The organism is Reyranella sp., assembly GCF_965229815.1.
Classification (GTDB): Bacteria; Pseudomonadota; Alphaproteobacteria; order Reyranellales; family Reyranellaceae; genus Reyranella.
Genome location: NZ_CBDDJN010000008.1, coordinates 215,511 through 232,998 on the forward strand (window position 1 = coordinate 215,511; position 17,488 = coordinate 232,998).

Here is a 17,488-nt window from a genome sequence, read left to right on the forward strand (position 1 = left end):
CAAAGGGCTTTATCTTCAATTCGTCGTCGGCCGACGGTAAGCTGCGCGACGGGGAATCGGGTCGGCTTGGGATCGGTCTCTGCGTGATGGCGTCTTGATCGGCTCCGACAGGATACGGAGAGCGGTCACGGCGCCACTGGGACGCGTAGGAGCGGGAATTTGCGGAGATTCTTCAGCAGAATCGCGGGTGTGGATCCGGTGGCGCTGGAGGATTGCCCGGGCACCGACCGCATTTGGGCGGCCCAGGTCGGGTTCTCCCTGGTCCTGAACTTCGTCGTGGTGTTCGGCCTGACCTACTATGCGGTCGGCTACTTCTTGGGCGAGCTCTACGTTCGCATCTTCGTGGCCCTGCTGGTCGCGGCCGTGCTGACGAGCTTCGATCGCGCCCTGTTCCAGTTCGACTGGTTCACCGTCGCCCTGCTCCAGGAAGCGCGGGAGGGGGAGAGCCGTTCCGGGACGTTCCTGCAGCGCGTCGCCGCGTTCGGGCGCCCCATGCTGCGGCTCTCGCTGCGGCTCGCGATTTCCCTGGCCATCGCCTACACGCTGTCGGTCTTCGTCGAGCTCGCCGCGTTCGACGAAGCCATCCGCGAGAGGATGGCCATCGCGAACTATGCCGACAACGAACCCTATCGACAGAAGGTGGCAGCGTTCGAGAAGGGGCTGGACGAGCAGGCGGCCCAGCGGCGGGCGGCGATCGGCCGGGTCGAGGGCGAGATCGTGTCGTTGCAGCGGGGCTTCGTGTCGCACACCGCGCAGGACGAGTACGACGCGCTCCGCCGCAGCGCGGTCGACGCGCGCACCCGCGTCGCCGCGACCGAAAGGACCGTGGCCGACAACGAGAAGCGGATCGGCGAGCTGAACCAGGACATCTATGCCGAGCGCTACGGCCTCAAGGACAAGCCGCATCGCACCGGCAGGCCGGGCTGCGAGCCCAACAGCGTCTGCTACAGCCTCGTGCTCACCGTGAAGGAGATGCGCGAGACCAACGAGAAGCTGCTGAAGGAGATCGACTCCCTGCGCGCCGAGGCCGCGGAATTCGACGCCAGGGCCAGCGACCTCGCGCGGCGGCGCAGTGCCGCCGACAGCGAGCTCGTCGCGTCCATGCGCCGGGACCTCGAGACGCTCCGGGAGGAGGCGAGCGCCGCCGAAGCGCGGCGGCCCGACCTCGTCGCAGGGTACCAGGCTCAGCTTCGGCAGGACGGGACGTACCGGCCCTTGCGGGACGATCCGATCATTCGCCTCGGCATCCTGAATGAGCTCCGGCGCGATCCCGTGAGGGGCCAGGCCTTCACGGAGATGTCCTACCTGATCCGGGCATTCATCGCCTTCCTCGAGCTGGCGCCGGTGCTTGCCAAGATCTTCTTCGCCCCGCCGACCGTGTACTCCGCCCGGATCAGGGCGGCGATCGTCCAGGGCCAGAGCCGCGCCCTGCGGGAGGCCAGGGACCCGGTTGGGGCCCTGCCGTTCGGGGTCATCGACGTCTACGGCGTCAACGAGCCGGCCAACGTGGCCCTGCTCGCCAATGACCACGGCCGGCGCGCCCCGGCGCTCGCCGACGCGCAACCGTCGATGATCGCGATACCCCGCGGCGGGGCCGCGGCGGAGCCGCTGCCGCGGTCCGGGTTCGGCGCCGTCGAGCAGCTGGCCGTGTCGCGACTGGCCGAGTGGATCGGCGCGGAGCCGGACCACCGGCGCGCGGCCGGGGAATACTACGCCGCCAGGCTGGCCGAGGGCCGCTTGTTCATCGACTCCGACATGGCCGTCGTCGACTACAGTCGCGAGCACTTTCCCCGGGACACGCGCTTCTTCGAGCTCGGCTTCGGCTTCGGCGAGCTCAGCCTGTGCCTCGCCTTGAGCGGCTTTCGCACGGTCGGGTTCGAATCCGATGCCGGCCGCCACGAGGCGGCCTGCGCCCTGGCCGCCGCGGTGGCCGGGGAAGGGTACGACACGGGGGAACTGTCCCTGGTGTATGGCCTGTTTCCGGATGTCCTGCGGCTCGACGGCGGCGGGCTGGCGGGAGAATCGGTCCTCGTGTCCACCAACGTCACCAGCAGCCTGATGATGGCGGCGATCGACAAGGTCATCTGGTCGCTGCGTCTCTTCGACCACCTGATCATCGATCTGGCGCGTTTCGGCGAGGTCCGGGACGCCTCATCGCAGCGCGCCTTGGTCGACAGGCTCCAGGAGATCGGCTTCAGCGAGACGGCGCGGGTCTACGAAGCGGGTGATACCGACGTTCGGCACTTCGCCCGGAGGGTCCGCGCGCACGATCACTGAGAGCACGCACTCTCAGGGGGCCGCCCCGAACAGCCCGCCGCTCGCGTCGCGCAGGGTATAGGGCGGCGCGGTATCCATGTGGCAGGTCGTCATCGCGTCGTGCAGCGGCCAGAAGAACACGGCCTGCAGCGGCACCTGCGCGTCGCTGAAGGCCTGCAGCAGCTGCTGCAGGTGCTCACGATTGTCGTAGCTGTTCTCGCCGATGACGAACGGGATGTCCTTGTTCGGCCGCTCGGCGAGCACGCGGCGGATTTCCTTCGGCGTGTCGAAGTCGGTCCGCGCATAGGCGTGGATCAGGTAGAAGGACGGCCCCTTGCCGGCATAGAGCCGGTCGGTCTCCGCCTGCGCGCCGGTGACGACGAAGCGGCGAATGCTGCAGGAGATCGAGGTCCGGTCGTTCGGGTAGGCCCTGGTGTAGCGTCCGACGATCGCCGCGACGTAGGTCTGCAGGGTCTTGTGCACGAGCAGCGGCTTGTCGGGCGGGCAGTATTCCGGCCCGAGATCGAGGCGGAGCGGTACCGGCGGCGTCGCGCCCAGCGCATCGCGCACCGCGAGGACGAAGTCGCCCGACGCCGTGATCGAGAGAGGGTCGAAGCATTCGCCCCATTCGCCGCGCCGGCAGATCGGGCTCGAGGTGCCCTGCGGCGAGAAGCCGAGGAGAGAGCCGGTGAAGCCGGCCGCCGCGACGTCGTTCTGATATTGGCGGATCAGGCGCGCGGCGCGCCCCGGATCGGCGACGTCGAACCAGTCGCCGTCGCCTTCCCGGATGCGGCCGAACCAGACGAGGGTCCGGATCTCCTGGAAGCCCGAGCGCCTCATGTCCGCGAGGTCTTTCCGGACGCGCTCCCGCACGCCGGGCTGGTCGTAGCGCGGCAGGAAGGCGCCGGCCTTCATCGTCGCGCCCCGCGAGCGCGTCCTGCACTCCGCGACCTTCTTCGGATCGACGTTGAGGTAGGAATAGCTCATGCCGAACGGCGGCGGCGCCGGCTGCGCGGCGACCGGGAGCGCGAGGCCGAGCGCGGCGAGGGCGCCCCAGATGAGCCTCTTGGCGGCCGTCCCCGATCGGATTCGCATGGCGGTCTCCTGTAGCGGCTTCGAGATGTCTGCGCCCTGCGGCTGTCGCCGGTCGTCGGCGCGATGATAGCCTCCCGGCGAAGGAGAGACAGGCCCGCAGACCATCGGGTTCCTCTCCCCCGCCAGGGCGAGGCTATCGCATTTGATCAATATCTCCGTCATCCCGAGCGGAGCCGCCTGAAGGGCGGCGATGTCGAGGGACCTTTTTTCGGGCTGCTTCCGCAAAAACAGGTCCCTCCGCTCCGCCTCCCTTCGGCTGCGCTCAGGGCAGGCGCTACGCTCGGCTTCGGTCGGGATGACGGGGCTTGGACCTCGAGGTCCTGGACTAGAAGATCCCCGCCGACGCGAGATGGCCGACGATCCGGTCGGCGATCTCCTCGGCTGACTGTTCGGCCGTGCGGAACGTCAGTTCGGGCGTGGCGGGACGCTCGTAGGCCTGGTCGATGCCGGTGAAGTTCTTGATCTCTCCGGCGAGGGCGCGCTTGTAGAGGCCCTTCGGGTCCCGGGCGATGCACACGTCGAGGGGCGTATCGAGGAATATCTCGATGAACTCGCCCGGGGCCACGAGCTCGCGCACGAGCCGCCGTTCTGCCGCGAAGGGCGAGATGAACGAGCAGATCACGATCAGCCCGGCCTCGACCATGAGCTTGGCGACCTCGCCCATGCGGCGGATGTTCTCGACGCGGTCGGCGTCGGTGAACCCAAGATCGCGGTTGAGGCCGTGCCGGACATTGTCGCCGTCGAGCAGGATCGTGTGGGCCTGGCGGGCGATCAGCCGGGCCTCGACGAGATTGGCGACTGTCGACTTTCCGGCCCCGGACAGGCCGGTGAACCACAGGATCACCGGCTTCTGGTGCTTGATGAGCGCCCGTTGAGCCTTGCCGACGGCAAGCCGCTGGACGTGGATGTTGGTGGCCCGCCGCAGCGGGAAGGCGATCATGCCGGCGGCGATCGTCGCGTTGCTCGATCGGTCGATCAGGATGAACGCGCCGGTGACACGGTTCTGCTCGTAGGGGTCGATCGCGATCGGCGAGCTGGTCGCGATGTTGCAGAAGCCGATCTCGTTCAGCGCCAGCATCTTGGCGGCCAGCTTCGCCTGGCTGTTCACGTCCAGCCGATGCTTGATCTCGGTCACGGACGCCGGGATCGTGCGGCCGCCGATCTTCAGCAGGTAGGCACGGCCGGCCAGCAGATTCTCCTCGGCCATCCAGATGATGTGCGCCGCGAACTGATCGACGAGGTCGGGTCGTTCCTGCGGCGGGCAGAGGACGTCGCCCCGCGAGGCGTCGACGTCGTCCGCCAGGACGAGCGTGACCGACTCCGAGGCCTTCGCGCTTGGCAGGTCGCCATCCATGGTCACGATCCGCGAGACGCGCGTGGCGCGACCGGAGCCCGCGACGACGACCTCGTCGCCGACGGCGATCCGACCGGAGGCGACCGTTCCGGCCAGGCCGCGAAAGTCCTGGTGCGGACGATTGACCCACTGCACCGGAAAACGCAGGGGACGGTCGTCGAGTCCGGTCGGGACATCGATCGTCTCGAGGTAGGCGAGCAGGCTCGGACCTTGCCGCCATGCCATGTTCGGGGAGGGGTCGCAGACATTGTCGCCGAAGCGGGCGGAGATCGGTATCGCCTCGATGGTGTGGAAGCCGAGCGAGGCTGCGACCGTGTCGAATTCGCCGACGATGCGCTCGAAGACGGCCCTGTCGTATCCGACGAGATCCATCTTGTTGACGGCCAGCACGACGTGGCGGACACCGAGCAGCGACACGATCGTGGCATGCCGGCACGTCTGCGTGAGCAGGCCCTTGCGGGCGTCGACCAGCAGGATGGCGAGATCGGCGTTGGAGGCACCGGTCGCCATGTTGCGTGTGTACTGCTCGTGCCCGGGACAGTCGGCGACGATGAACGAGCGTCTGGCCGTCGCGAAGTAGCGGTAGGCGACGTCGATCGTGATGCCCTGCTCGCGCTCCGCTTCGAGCCCGTCGACGAGCAGCGCGAAGTCGATGCCGCCGTCCGTCGTCCCATGCTTGCGCGAATCCCGCTCGAGAGCGGCGAGAAGATCCTCGTGGATGAGGTCGCGCTCGTAGAGCAGCCGGCCGATCAGGGTCGACTTGCCGTCGTCGACCGAACCGCAGGTCAGGAAGCGCAAGGCCGGGCGAGCGACGGCGCCGATCGTATCGGCGATTCCCGGCATCGCGGCGGCGAGGGGATCGTCCATCAGAAGTACCCCTCGCGCTTCTTCCTCTCCATCGAGCCGGATTCGTCGAAATCGATGAGCCGGCCCTGACGCTCCGACTGGGTGGACGCGCGCATCTCGCGGATGATCTTGTCGAGCGTGTCGGCGTCGGATTCGATGGCGCCGGTCAGCGGGTAGCAGCCCAGGGTCCGGAACCGCACGCGCCGCCGCTCGATCCGTTCGTCGGCGGCCAACGGGAGCCGGTCGTCGTCGACCATGATGAACGTCCCGTCGCGGCGCACGACGGAGCGCTCCCCGGCGAAATAGAGCGGCACGACGGGGATGCTCTCCGCGGCGATGTACTCCCACACGTCGAGCTCGGTCCAGTTGGACAGGGGAAAGACGCGCACCGATTCACCGGGGGCGACGCGCGTGTTGAAGATGCGCCAAAGCTCCGGACGCTGGTTGCGCGGATCCCAGGCATGGGCGCTGGTGCGATGCGAGAAGATGCGCTCCTTGGCCCGGCTCTTTTCCTCGTCGCGGCGGGCGCCGCCGAACGCGGCGTCGAACCTTCCCTCGTCGAGCGCATGGCGAAGCGCCTCGGTCTTCATCACGCGCGTGTGGACCGATGCGCCCGAGGCGACAGGGGAGACGCCCTGCGCGACGCCTTCCTGGTTGATGTAGACGCGCAAGTCGAGGCCGAGCCGCCGGACCGTGTCGTCCCGAAAGGCGATCATGTCGCGGAACTTCCAGGTCGTGTCGACGTGGAGGAGCGGAAAGGGCGGCTTGGCCGGGAAGAACGCCTTCAGCGCGAGGTGCAGCATCACGCTGGAATCCTTGCCGATCGAATAGAGCATGACCGGGTTGGCGAACTCCGACACCACTTCACGAAGGATGAAGATCGATTCATCCTGAAGTTGGCGGAGATGGTAGGGGAGCCGGCGACCGCTCATTGCTGCGGATTCTAGCGGGAATCGGCCGTTCTGGCCGTGGGGCGCCAGGGAACGGTTGGTGCGCGCTGGATATTTCGCATGCTGGGCTTTCGAGGCCTTACAATTTGTCGGAGGAGAAGGTCAAGACCCGGATATCGCGACTTCCGACGCCCGGCCCCTGAAAGTCTGCGCTCTGCGGCTATCGCCGGTCTCCGGCGCGATGATAGCGTCCCGGCCGAAGAGAGACAGGCATGCCGACCATCTTTGCCCGCGTATGCCGCCTGCGACGCGTCCTTGCGCCGGCCCTCGGCGTCGTGATGGCAGGCGTCAGTCATTCCGCCCTTGCCCAGCTGGTGCCGCTCCCGCCCGGGCAGGTGGTCACCGGCCCGATCGGCAATCTCGACGGGCCGAGCGTGCCCTCGCTCACGACCGGCGCGGCCGCCAACTTCTATACCGGGTCGGTGGAGGGCGGCTTTATTCCTGGCGCGCCCGCGGCGGTCGTCAAGACCTCGGTGCCCACCCAGTTCGTGCGCTTCTTCAACAACAACGATCCGAATACGCTGGGACCGGCGGTCGGACCGTGGATCGCGACGTCGAACAGCGTCCGGGGCCTGACGGCAGCGCAGGTCAAGAACATCCTGGCGCTTCCCGACCTTCCCACCTCCGTGGCGATCATCAATCTGCCCGCTGGCACCTGCATCCTGGGTGGCCAGGGCAATCCGGCGCTGGGCAATTTCCCCGCCAACCCGCCGGCCGTCCCGACTCCCGGTCCGTGGGGGGCGGCCGGTGCGCCGCAATACTACATCGTCGGCCAGGACAGCGGGTCGGGATGCGCCGCGCCCCAGAGCACGGTGGTCCTGACGGCGACGGTGATGCTGAACATGGGCACCTACGCGCTGGCCTATGCGCCCAACGCCGGCGGGGGCAACACCGGCTCGGTGGCGAACGCGCTCGATCATGCCGTGTTCCCGGCGCCCTTCACGGCCATGGACAGCGTCTACAACAGCCTCGACCTGCTCAACTTCACGAATCCGGCGCAGCTTCGCTGGGCGCTGAGCCAGCTCGGCGGCGAGATCAACGCCGACCTCGCGTCGGTGAGCGTCGAGGCCGGCCGGAACTTCCTCGACGTGGTCGGGCAGAGGCTGCAGAGCGTTTCGTCGGCCACCTCACCGTTGACCACGTCTGCATCGGTCACCCCGGACGGGCGCGGGCAGGTCTGGTTCAATGCCGCGGCCGGCGCCGGCTCGATCGACGGCGACGGCAACAGCCACGCCTTCAACTTCAACTCGGCCGTGATCGCGGCGGGCTTCGACTACCGGATCGCGCCCCGGTCGACGCTGGGCATCGTCTTGGGTTTCACGCCCTCCGCCTTCTCGACCAGCGGCCTCGCCGGCAGCGGCAGCGCCTATGGCTACTATGCCGGCCTTTACGGCAGCTACGGCGCGGGGCCGCTGTACGTCGATGCCGTCGCGAGCTTCGGAACGACCAGCTTCTCGGTCTCGCGGCAGATCGCCTTCCCGGGACAGTTCGGCATCACGACGGCGCAGACGAACAGCAACGCCTTCCTGTCCGCGGTCGAGGTCGGCTACCGGACCCGTCCGTTCGACGCGACCACCGTCACGCCCTTCGCCGGGCTCCAGTCGGTGAGCCTGTGGCAGAACGCCTTCTCGGAGTACGGAGCCGGCGCGCTGAACCTCGATGTCGCGGCCCGGAGCATGACGTCGCTGCGCAGCGTGCTGGGCGCGGAGGTCGCGCGGAACTTCGCTCTCGGGGACTCGCTCGGCCTGCAGGCCCGCCTCAGGCTGGGCTGGGCGCACGAGCTCGCCGGCGTCGACCGGTCGATCATGGCATCGTTCCAGCAGCTCCCCGGCGCGAGCTTCCAGGTGACGGGCGCCGAACCGTCATGGAACGCCGCTCTCGTCGGCTTCGAACTGTCGACCGAAGGCGCCGCCCGGCTATTCCTGAGATACTCGGGCGAGTTCAGCCAGGCGCAAAGCGGCCACGGCGCGACCGTGGGACTGACGGCCCGCTTCTAGTCCGGAGGCGGGAAAGCCTCGCTGCCGCTTGACTTCCCCACCGGAGATTGTGGCCCATCCCGGTCGTGACCGGTGTTCCGACGGGAGTGCCTGCGAGACGACACCGAACCCTCATCGCGTCCGGACCTGCCAGCGTCTTCTCCGGCGCGGGTCGACAACCGGAGCCGCATGGGGGATCGACAAGCCGTCCCGCAAGTCGACCGTTGGCCACCGGTTCGCCCTGTACATGTCACCCATCTTCCATCCGGGAGAGAGCTCATGACGACGAACGAATGCCAACGACGGACGCATCCGGCAGTGACCATCGACGCCGTCGCCGCCGGCCGGACGCCGTGCGGCGGGACAAAACGCTGGGTGCCCGACGCTACTGTTTTTCTCTCGTCATTTCAGGCGCTTGGCGAGCGGCCTTGAGAAACGTTAGGGGCCGCCTTGCCGGTATCTAACGTTTTCCCGACGCCCGCTTCGCCATCATGCGCCCCATGCCGCCGCTTCCGGCGGCCCGCTTGCCCTCAGGCCGGGAGCGAGCGGGAGGCGGCCGAGCGGGCGGGGCCGCGCTCGAGCAGATAGAGCTCCCAGCCGAAGATCGAGGCCACGACCTGGGCATGCTCGAAGCCGGCCTCGCGGAACATCTCGAGGTTCTGCTCGCGCGACAGCGGCCGCAGCGCCGAGCGGACGGCCCGTTCCTTCGACAGGACCTCCTCGTCGGAGAAGCCCATGGCGTGCTTGTAGGCGTTCAGCAGGTAGTGGTGGGTCATCTGCTGCTTGCCGTCCTGGTCGACGACCTTTTCCGCGACCACGGCACAGCCGCGCCAGTCCAGCGATCGCTGGATCTTCTCCAGCACGCGCTTGCGGACGTCGAACTCCAGGAACTGGAGCGTGAACAGGCAGGACACGAACACGACGGACGACGGCAGCTCGAAGGACTCGATGTCGTCGAGGACGTATTTCGTCAGCGGATGGGAATCCTTGCGCCGGGCGGCGGCGATCATCTCGCGCGCATTGTCGACCGCCACGATCTCGACCGGGACGGTCTCCTTGAGGCGCCGCCGGATGAGACGGGCCAACCGGCCCGTCGAGCAGCCGATGTCGACGCAGGTGGTCCCGGGCCGCGCCACGGCCGCGGCCAGCAGCGCCGTGGTCCGCAGGAACATGCTGTGGAACGGCACCGACTTGAAGATGTGGCTCTCGAAGGTCCCGGCGAGGAAATCGAAGTCGATGTTGTTGTCGCCGATGCCGATCTGCTGGTGCTCCAGCCGGTCCTGTTCCCGCTGTGCGCCATTGGCCGTCGGCTGTGACAGCCGCCGTGATTGCCCGAGGAGCAGGTACTGACCGGTGGAGATGACGTCGATGTCCTCGAGGACGAAGTGCTCGAGGAAGAGTTTCTTGAACTCGTTCAGCCCGAAGGCGGTGATGTGCGTGCACAGGATCGAGTGCGGCTTGCCCGGCCAGACCTGGTCATAGACCGTCTGCAGCGGGGACAGGGTCAGCATCACCCTGCGGTACTTGGTCGAGATGTCCCGCAGGACCTTCATCGGATCGTCGAGGAACTCCAGGATGCCGATCATGACGGCGCACTCGGCCTCGACCCGCGGCACTTCCTGCGCGTTCAGGTCCACGACCAGGCAATCGGGACTGCGGGCGACGACGTCGGCGGGCACGTAGCCGACGCCGGCCGGCCGGATGAACTCGCCCAGCTTCATGTTGCCGCAACCGAGGTCGAGGACGCTCGCAATGCCGAAGCCGATGATCTTGTCGGCGACATCGCGCGCCCGGTTGGGATTGGCGTGGCCGAACGTCTTCTTGGCGTCGGCCCACCGTTCGGCGGGGGGCTGCTGAGCCTGGCTGGACCTGATCGGAAGTTTCATGCCGTCGTTACCTGCGGAAGCCGCTTCAGGGTCGTCCGGCCAATCTACAGGGTGAGTCCGGCATGGCGAATCCTTTCGCCGCGCGTCGCGCTAGCGCGACACGCGCATGAAGCGCAAGGGCAAGGTGTCGTACTGTCGGAAGGTCCTGCTTTCGCGCAGACGCGGTCCTCCGGCCGGATTGATCTCGAAGGTGGCGACGATGCGGGCGAACGCGGCGCGCAGCTCGACCCTCGCAAGCGCCGCGCCGACGCAGGCATGCACGCCGCCGCCGAATGCGAGATGGGGAGGACCGGCGCGCGCGGGATCGAGAGCGTCCGGCTGTGCAAAGGCCGTCGCATCGCGATTGGCCTTCTCGATGTCGATGATGATGCGCGCGCCAGCGGGAATCGTCGTCCCGCCGACGACGATGTCCTCGGTCGCCACCCGGGCGACGTTGCGGCGCAGGGGCGGATGCAGGCGCAGGATCTCTTCCGCGAAGCCGGTCACGAGATCAGGCTGCCGCCGCAGGTCCGCCTGCAGCGACGGGTTGCGGGCGAGCGTGTCGAGGCCGCTGGCCAACGCACCCGCGGTCGTCTCCACGCCCGCGGATACGAGGAACACGAGCCGTGCATAATCCTCGCGGCGCACCGCCGGCCCGGCCTTCTCGCCCATCATCTCGACGAGTTCCGCAGCTGCGGCCTCCATGAGTCTCAGTTCGCGCACCGCATGGACGCGGGCCGCCCAGAGTTCCGACATGCGTCGTGAAAGAATGCCGATCCGGTGGACCTCGGCCGGCGCAAGACCCATCGCATCTGCGACGACGCTCTCAGGCAGGGCCTCCGCCACGAGCTGGACCGCGTCGGCTCTCGCGTCCTCTCCGAGGGCGGCCAGGCGATCGTCTATCCACTGCGCGACGCGCTCCTCCGTCCATTGGCTGGAGAGGCTCGAGAGCATCTCCCTGAACCACGCCCGCGACGGCGCGTGGGCCGGGTCGTTCTGGAAGGGATGGCTGGTGCCCACGAGCAGGCTGAGGTTGGAGAGTGGGCCGTCGACCATCCGGCTCGACAGGCGCGCGACGGTTGCCGCCACCTCGCCCAGAATCAGTCGGCGATCCTTCAGCAGCTCGCGCGCAACGGCATGGCCGGCCACGACGAAGGCCTGGTCGGTGGCAGACCACTGCACGACCTCGTCGCCGCGGCAGGCCGAGTCGGATGGGTGGGGCGGCACGGAGGCGAACTCTGTTTCCGGGGCTTGCCCTTCCAAGCTAGCCTGCTTCGCGCCCGCGACGCTACTATGCGAGGCGACACTCCGGGCCATTCCTCGTCTGATGCATTCCTGTTTCCTCAGCCAGATCCTGGCCGATCACGCCCGGACCCGCGGCTCCCATCCGGCGCTGGTTTTCCTGGCGACCGGCGTCGATGAGACCGACCGGTTGAGCCATGCCGAGCTCGACTCGCGGGTCGAGGCCGTTGCGGCCGGGCTTTGCGGCGCGGCGCTGAGCGGCCGGTCGGTGCTCGTCGCCCTGCCGCCGGGCGCGGATTTCGCCGTGCTGTTCCTGGCCTGCCTGAGGGCCGGGACGGTCGCCATCCCGGCGCCCTATCCCGACACGTTCCGCCACGTCGACAGGATCCGGGCGATCGCCGCCGATGCGCGGCCGGCCGCCATCGTCAGCGACGAGGCGGGGCTGGCGAGATGCGCGATCGGCCTTCCCGGCATGACGATGAAGGAGCTCGAGATCGCGCCCGGCGCCGCGGCCCCGGCCGAACCGGCCGACATCGCCTTCGTTCAGTACACGTCGGGATCGACCACGGCGCCGAAAGGCGTCGCCATCACCAACCGCAACCTGGTCGCCAACCTCACGATGATCGCGGAGAGCGCCTCCCTCGATGCGGGATGCATTTCCGTGACGTGGCTGCCGCACTTCCACGACATGGGGCTGATCGGCGGCCTCTGCCTCCCGCTGCTTCTGGGCGGCACCGCAGTCGCGATGCCGCCGCAGGCCTTCATCAAGAAGCCGACGCGCTGGCTGCAGGCCATGCATCGCTACCGTGCGAACCTCTCGGGCGGACCGAGCTTCGGCTACGACATCTGCACCCGCCGGCCGTCTGGCGACTTTGCGTCGATGGACCTTTCGGCCTGGCGCATCGCCTATTGCGGCGCCGAGCGGGTGAGGGCGTCGGTCCTCGAGCGGTTCTCCCGTCTGCTGGCGCCGGCCGGGTTCGATCCCAAGGCGGTGCTTCCCTGCTATGGACTGGCGGAGGCCACCTTGATGGCGACCTGCCCCGTGCCGGGAACGGGCGTCCGCCAGGTCTCGCTCGAGCGGCCGCGACCGGCGGGGAGCTCGACCTTCGCGTCGTGCGGTCCCGCCGTGGCGGGCTCCGAGATCAGGATCCGGATGCCCGACGAAACCTGGGCGGCGGCGGGCGAGATCGGGGAGATCTGCATCCGCGGAGAGCATGTCTCTCCCGGCCTCTGGCAGGGCGAGCGGAAACCGCCGCGGCCCTTCGCCGATCGCATCGTCGAAGGCGGGGCGCTCTATCTTCGCACGGGCGATCTTGGCGCGATGGTCGATGGCGAGCTGGTGCCGGTGGACCGCATCAAGGACGTGATTGCGGTGCATGGACGGAAGATCCACGCCGCCGACGTGGAAGCCACGGTGCTCGAGGCTTGTGACGCCATCGGCGGCATTGCCGCGGTCGGCCTGGACGAAGGCGATGGCGAGCGGCTGGTCGTATTGTGCGAGGTGCGCCGCCCGGACATGGCGGCGGTCGATCCCGCGGCTCTCGCCGCCACGGTCGCCAATGTCCACGGCATGCTGCCGGATGTCCGGCTGATCGTGCCCGGCAGCCTGGACCGGACGTCCAGCGGCAAGGTGGCGCGATTTGCCTGCAAGGAGCGCCTTCTGCGCCCCACCACGGTCGGGCCGGGCGCCGCTGCCACGGTACGTAACGACGAGGAGAGCAGAGTTTGATCGACCCGGAAGCCCTGCGCACCTGGATGGTGGACTACATCTGCTCCGTCCTCTCGCTCGAGAAGGCCACCTTCTCGACGACCGCGACCTTCGATTCGTACGGCCTGGATTCGGTGGAAGCGGTCCTGATGGCCGGCGTGATGGAGGAGGAGTTCGGCGTGCAGGTCGATCCGGCGCGGATGTTCGAGGCGCCGAGCGTCGACCAGTTCGTCGCGCTGATGACGGGAACCGACGCAGCGGCCTTGTCCACGCCCGAAGCCTAGGCGCGTGCCGGCCGGGATGCCCGATCTCAGCATCGTGGTCGTCTCCTACGAGATGGCGCGCGAGCTGCCGCGCACGCTCCGCTCCCTTTCGCCCGCCTATCAGGGGATCGACGCCGCCCGCTACGAAGTGATCGTCGTCGACAACGGCTCGCGGCGACCGCCGGCGCCCGACGAGTTCGCGACCCTGGGCATCGACCTGTCGATCGCAAACGTTGGCGGGACGTCGCCTTCTCCCGTGGGTGCGATCAATCACGGCATCGCGCGCGCAAGGGCCGACCTGGTCGGGGTCTGGATCGACGGCGCGCGGCTGGCCTCCCCGGGCCTGCTCCGCGCGTGTCTCGGGGCGGCACGGCTGCACCCTCGGGCCGTCGTGGCCACGCTCAACTATCAGCTGGGTCCCGAGCTCCAGCGGATCAGCACCGCGAAAGGCTACGATCAGAAGAGCGAGGACGGCCTCCTCCAGGCGATCGGCTGGCCGGCGGACGGCTATCGGCTGTTCGACATCGCGACGTCGGAGATGCCGGGAGGGCCGCAGGGACCGTTGCTCGAGAGCAATGCCCTCTTCATGGCGCGCGCGATGTGGGACGAGCTCGGCGGCTACGATCCGGCGTTCGACGAGCCGGGCGGCGGCATGGTCAATCCCGACACGCTCATCCGTGCCCTGGCGTTGCCCGGCAGCCAGCTCGTTCGCGTCGTCGGCGAAGGTACGTTCCACCAGTTTCACGGCGGCCTGACCACCTCCACGCAGCGGGGGGCGATGGATGTCGTGAAGGCCGGCGCCATGACCTACTACCGGCGGCGCGGTCGGCCGCTGTCGGCCGTGCGACAGGTCGGATGGATCTTCGATAGCCGGCGGGGAACGGCGTTGTCAGGATCCGCGACAGAGCGAATCGAGCAGGGCGTCGAACGCGCCGTCGGCGATCAGGTGGTCGACGACGAGATGGTCGGCGACGCCCGCAACCGGTCTCAGTAGGACGTTCGCCAGCCCGGCGATGCGCTGGGCCTGTGCCACGTCCTCGGCATTGTCCGTGCCGTAGTACTGGTGGAAGCGGGTGCGGCTTGGAGATTGCAGGAGCGGGACGAGATCGAAGGGCAGGTCCTTCTCGCGCTGCAGCAGCAGGTGCACGAGGTAGGAGGGGTTCCAGACCGACGCCGCCGTCGAGCCGAAGAAGGACGATGCCAGGGTCGGTCCCGCGAAGGAGATTGCGTCGTCTGCTCCGAGAAGGGCGCCGTACCGCAGGGCCGAAAAGCCGCCCGAGGAGGATCCCAGCACGATCGTGCGCGGGGCGCCCAGATCTTCGACGAGGCGCTGCAGGTTGGCTACGGACTGCGGCTCGTCCGCGCCGAGGCTCGCGATGCCGGTCAGGAAGGCGCGCTTGCGGAAGTCGCGGACATAGACCGTGTTCACGTCGTGGGGCGCGAGCAGGGCGTCGAGGAACGTCAAGGGCAGATTGCCGAACAGGGCGCCGGCCATGACGATCACGGTGGCCCGGGCCCGCCCCTCCGCCCGCACCGCCTGGACGTCCGCCGTTCGGTCGTCCCGCAACCGCGCGCGGCTTCGCCACCACGCCGGAGGACGGGAGCGCACGGCCGCCGCCACGGGTCGGAGAAGCGAGGCGACCGGCTCGTCGAAAGGCTGATTGAGCAACGCGATCCCTTCGTCGATCTCGCCGGCGTCGAGGCTGGCGAGGGCGAACTGGTAGCGGAAGCGGCTGTCCTTGGCGTCGACCGGCGTGGACGCCTCCTTCACCCGGGCGAAGAGCCGAAGCAGGCGGCTCCGCTCCAGCGTCATGCGGTTGAGGCGGTACAGCACCATCCAGTCGATGGGCCAGCGCGCGATCGCTTCGTCGAGAAGATCGGCGGCCCGATCGAAGTTTCCCGCCCGCTGGTGGAACATGACGAGCCGGCGATAGAGGTCCGTATAGTCCGGTGCGTCGGCCTTCAGCTTTTCGAGAGCGGCGATTCCCTCCGCCAGGCTGTGATGAAGGGCGAGCAGTTCGGCCCGGAGGACCCGGCCCTGCGGGGTGCTGCGACCCTCGTGCTCTGCACGCTCGAGTACCTGCAGGGCGGCCTCCGCATCGCCCCGCTCGGTGTAGGCGATGGCCAGGCGCAGTTCGAACCGGAAGAGACCACAGGTTGGCGCGAAGCTCTCGAGCAAGGCCAGGCGGTCCTCGGGACAGCTCTTCACCACGAGTTCGTGCAGCAGGCCCTGTTTCATCCTCTCGTCGAGGGCCGAGGCCGCGCAGGCCGACGCCACCGTCGCGGCCACGGCCGGCGAGAGCGGGCCCGACTGGAGGAGGGCCAGGATGCGACCGGCCGGCCAAGGCAGACCCGTCCCGGACGCGAGCAGATCGGCGTAGTGGGCGGCGGCGGCATCGTGTCCCTCCAGGCGCGCCAGCACGTCGCCCTTCGTGAGGATGAGTGCCGTGTCGCGCGGCCAGCGCTCGCGCGCTTCGTCGAGAAGGCTGGCAGCGGCCGGCACGTCGTTGCGGTCCAGGAGGGCGCGAATGGAAGCGACAGCTTCGGACGCGCTCTCTGCCGTCGGTTTGATCGCCATTGCGATATTGCCTACCATCGACCCGCTGAGATGACGGCCGAAGGCAACCTAGAAGTCATGAATGTTCCGGACAAGCCGGTTCTGATCTCAGGCATGTTCGACATGTGCAATTTCGGCGACCTGCTCTTCCCGCTTGTGGCCGCTTATCGACTCGGCCTTCACGGCCTCAGGGTGATCCCGCTCTCTCCCACCGGTGCCACAGTCGGGCTGGCCGACGCGCTCCCGTCGATGGCGATCGAAGCGGTGCTGGTGGAGCGCCAGCCGGCCCGCGGGATCCTGCTGGGCGGCGGCTACATCATCCACAATCATCCGATGCACTTCCTCGATCAGTACGAATCCGCCGCGCTCGCGGACTGGATCGGCGCCGGGATGTGGCTGGGCGCGACGATGGCGGCGGCCCTCCAGGACATTCCGGTCGCCTGGAATGCGCCGGGTGTTCCCCATCCCTTCGCGCGCGGACAGCGACCGATCATCGACGCGGCGTTGCGCGCGGCCGACTATGTCTCCCTGCGCGACGAGGGAAGCCGGGACCTCCTGGCGCCGCCGGACGACGTCGCACTGTCGATCGTGCCCGATCCGATCGCCGACCTTGCGCGCATGTGGCCAGCCTCCCGGCTCGAGGCGCCGTTCCGCGACTTCCTCGCCCGAAAGGGGGCATCGCGGGGCCAGCGGTTCGCGGCGGTGCATGTGCGCAACCGCTCCCTTGCCGGCATCGGCAGCGGCGGCATGGCGGCGGCGCTCGATTCCTTCGCCCGGCAGCAGGGCGTCTGCCCGATCCTGATCGCGGTGGGCCAGAGCCACGAGGATGACGTGACGGCCCGCGACATTTCCCGCCAGATGCAGGTCCGTCACCTCGTCCTCGACGATCCCGTCAGCCTCGTCGAGATCGCCGCGGTGATCGGCAACAGCGCCGTCTATGCGGGGGCCTCGCTGCACGGATATGTGGCCGCCGCGGCCTATGGCGTGCCGGCCGTGCTCGTGGCGCTTCCGGCCTACCGCAAGTTCGCCGGCTTTCTCGATCACACCGGTCGTCGGGCGGACCTGGCCCACGACTGGAAGTCGGCGATCGGCCTCGCCGTCGAGCGGCTGGCCGGCGACCCCGGTTTGGGCATTCCGAGTGCCGTCTCCGCGGCGCTCGACCGGCATTGGGACAGCGTGGTGAATGCGCTGTCGGACCCTTCGCGCCGCCGCAGGGAGCGTGCCGATTTCATGCGGACCTGCCTGCGCATCGGTGTTGCCAGGAACGGTCCCCGCTGGTTGCATCAGCCGATGATGCGTCGGGATCATTCCCGGGACGGCGCGGTCCCCATCGCGGCGGGCCGCCGATGAGCCTCTCCGCCGTCCCTGTCGCCTCG

At 68.5% G+C, this 17,488-nt stretch carries 13 protein-coding genes; 7 read left to right on the plus strand and 6 right to left on the minus strand.

The genetic code is table 11. The annotated features are described in order from the left end of the window. The first annotated feature begins 189 nt into the window (after nucleotides 1-189). Entirely contained in the window at nucleotides 190-2,277 is a 2,088-nt protein-coding gene (locus ACO073_RS28540; protein WP_422002578.1) for a DUF4407 domain-containing protein, read from the plus strand. 12 nt (nucleotides 2,278-2,289) lie between these two features. Here ACO073_RS28540 and ACO073_RS28545 read toward each other — a convergent pair whose 3' ends face one another. The 3 genes from ACO073_RS28545 to cysD all read right to left on the minus strand — a co-directional run bounded on the left by ACO073_RS28545 (nucleotide 2,290) and on the right by cysD (nucleotide 6,483). Beyond that, nucleotides 2,290-3,351: a hypothetical protein gene (locus tag ACO073_RS28545; protein WP_422002580.1), complete on the minus strand. Its 1,062-nt coding sequence runs from the start codon at nucleotides 3,349-3,351 to the stop codon at nucleotides 2,290-2,292. A gap of 325 nt (nucleotides 3,352-3,676) precedes the next feature. Further along, the gene (gene cysN / locus ACO073_RS28550; protein ID WP_422002582.1) at nucleotides 3,677-5,572 is read right to left on the minus strand and encodes a sulfate adenylyltransferase subunit CysN; all 1,896 of its coding nucleotides are present in this window, start codon (nucleotides 5,570-5,572) and stop codon (nucleotides 3,677-3,679) included. After that, on the minus strand, nucleotides 5,572-6,483 hold the full coding sequence (cysD, locus tag ACO073_RS28555) for a sulfate adenylyltransferase subunit CysD (protein ID WP_422002584.1): 912 nt from the start codon (nucleotides 6,481-6,483) through the stop codon (nucleotides 5,572-5,574). Before cysD ends, cysN begins: the two co-directional genes overlap by 1 nt. A gap of 230 nt (nucleotides 6,484-6,713) precedes the next feature. Here cysD and ACO073_RS28560 point away from each other — a divergent pair, with 230 nt between their 5' ends. After that, nucleotides 6,714-8,498, plus strand: a complete 1,785-nt coding sequence (locus tag ACO073_RS28560; RefSeq protein WP_422002585.1) for an autotransporter outer membrane beta-barrel domain-containing protein — start codon at nucleotides 6,714-6,716, stop codon at nucleotides 8,496-8,498. 258 nt (nucleotides 8,499-8,756) lie between these two features. After that, nucleotides 8,757-8,909, plus strand: coding sequence for a hypothetical protein (locus ACO073_RS28565; RefSeq protein WP_422002587.1), 153 nt, complete (start codon nucleotides 8,757-8,759; stop codon nucleotides 8,907-8,909). Between the two features lie 98 nt (nucleotides 8,910-9,007). On the opposite strand, the gene ACO073_RS28570 is transcribed toward ACO073_RS28565, so the two are convergent. Both ACO073_RS28570 and ACO073_RS28575 read right to left on the minus strand, forming a co-directional pair. Beyond that, nucleotides 9,008-10,363, minus strand: coding sequence for a methyltransferase domain-containing protein (locus tag ACO073_RS28570; RefSeq protein ID WP_422002588.1), 1,356 nt, complete (start codon nucleotides 10,361-10,363; stop codon nucleotides 9,008-9,010). A gap of 90 nt (nucleotides 10,364-10,453) precedes the next feature. Beyond that, complete coding sequence (locus tag ACO073_RS28575) at nucleotides 10,454-11,605, minus strand: cytochrome P450 (protein ID WP_422002589.1); 1,152 nt, start codon at nucleotides 11,603-11,605, stop codon at nucleotides 10,454-10,456. 64 nt (nucleotides 11,606-11,669) lie between these two features. On the opposite strand from ACO073_RS28575, the gene ACO073_RS28580 reads away from it, so the two are divergent. The 3 genes from ACO073_RS28580 to ACO073_RS28590 are packed head-to-tail and all read left to right on the plus strand — an operon-like array spanning nucleotide 11,670 to nucleotide 14,549. Next, on the plus strand, nucleotides 11,670-13,313 hold the full coding sequence (locus tag ACO073_RS28580) for an AMP-binding protein (RefSeq protein WP_422002590.1): 1,644 nt from the start codon (nucleotides 11,670-11,672) through the stop codon (nucleotides 13,311-13,313). Then, nucleotides 13,310-13,576 (plus strand): acyl carrier protein, encoded by a 267-nt coding sequence (locus tag ACO073_RS28585; RefSeq protein WP_422002591.1) that lies wholly within the window; start codon nucleotides 13,310-13,312, stop codon nucleotides 13,574-13,576. Before ACO073_RS28580 ends, ACO073_RS28585 begins: the two co-directional genes overlap by 4 nt. Nucleotides 13,577-13,592: 16 nt before the next feature. Beyond that, entirely contained in the window at nucleotides 13,593-14,549 is a 957-nt protein-coding gene (locus tag ACO073_RS28590; protein ID WP_422002592.1) for a glycosyltransferase family 2 protein, read from the plus strand. On the opposite strand, the gene ACO073_RS28595 is transcribed toward ACO073_RS28590, so the two are convergent. Beyond that, on the minus strand, nucleotides 14,445-16,133 hold the full coding sequence (locus ACO073_RS28595) for a tetratricopeptide repeat protein (protein WP_422002593.1): 1,689 nt from the start codon (nucleotides 16,131-16,133) through the stop codon (nucleotides 14,445-14,447). The genes ACO073_RS28590 and ACO073_RS28595 overlap by 105 nt on opposite strands. Before the next feature lie 30 nt (nucleotides 16,134-16,163). Here ACO073_RS28595 and ACO073_RS28600 point away from each other — a divergent pair, with 30 nt between their 5' ends. After that, entirely contained in the window at nucleotides 16,164-17,462 is a 1,299-nt protein-coding gene (locus tag ACO073_RS28600) for a polysaccharide pyruvyl transferase family protein (protein WP_422002595.1), read from the plus strand. Nucleotides 17,463-17,488: the final 26 nt, after the last annotated feature.

What these genes read in the sequence shown, in the direction of transcription:
- ACO073_RS28595 (WP_422002593.1), bottom strand. Translation starts at nt 16,133, where the DNA reads ATGGCGATCAAACCGACGGCAGAGAGCGCGTCCGAAGCTGTCGCTTCC.
- ACO073_RS28600 (WP_422002595.1), top strand. Translation starts at nt 16,164, where the DNA reads ATGACGGCCGAAGGCAACCTAGAAGTCATGAATGTTCCGGACAAGCCG.
- ACO073_RS28590 (WP_422002592.1), top strand. Translation starts at nt 13,593, where the DNA reads ATGCCCGATCTCAGCATCGTGGTCGTCTCCTACGAGATGGCGCGCGAG.
- ACO073_RS28560 (WP_422002585.1), top strand. Translation starts at nt 6,714, where the DNA reads ATGCCGACCATCTTTGCCCGCGTATGCCGCCTGCGACGCGTCCTTGCG.
- cysD (WP_422002584.1), bottom strand. Translation starts at nt 6,483, where the DNA reads ATGAGCGGTCGCCGGCTCCCCTACCATCTCCGCCAACTTCAGGATGAA.
- ACO073_RS28545 (WP_422002580.1), bottom strand. Translation starts at nt 3,351, where the DNA reads ATGCGAATCCGATCGGGGACGGCCGCCAAGAGGCTCATCTGGGGCGCC.
- ACO073_RS28565 (WP_422002587.1), top strand. Translation starts at nt 8,757, where the DNA reads ATGACGACGAACGAATGCCAACGACGGACGCATCCGGCAGTGACCATC.
- ACO073_RS28570 (WP_422002588.1), bottom strand. Translation starts at nt 10,363, where the DNA reads ATGAAACTTCCGATCAGGTCCAGCCAGGCTCAGCAGCCCCCCGCCGAA.
- cysN (WP_422002582.1), bottom strand. Translation starts at nt 5,572, where the DNA reads ATGGACGATCCCCTCGCCGCCGCGATGCCGGGAATCGCCGATACGATC.
- ACO073_RS28580 (WP_422002590.1), top strand. Translation starts at nt 11,670, where the DNA reads ATGCATTCCTGTTTCCTCAGCCAGATCCTGGCCGATCACGCCCGGACC.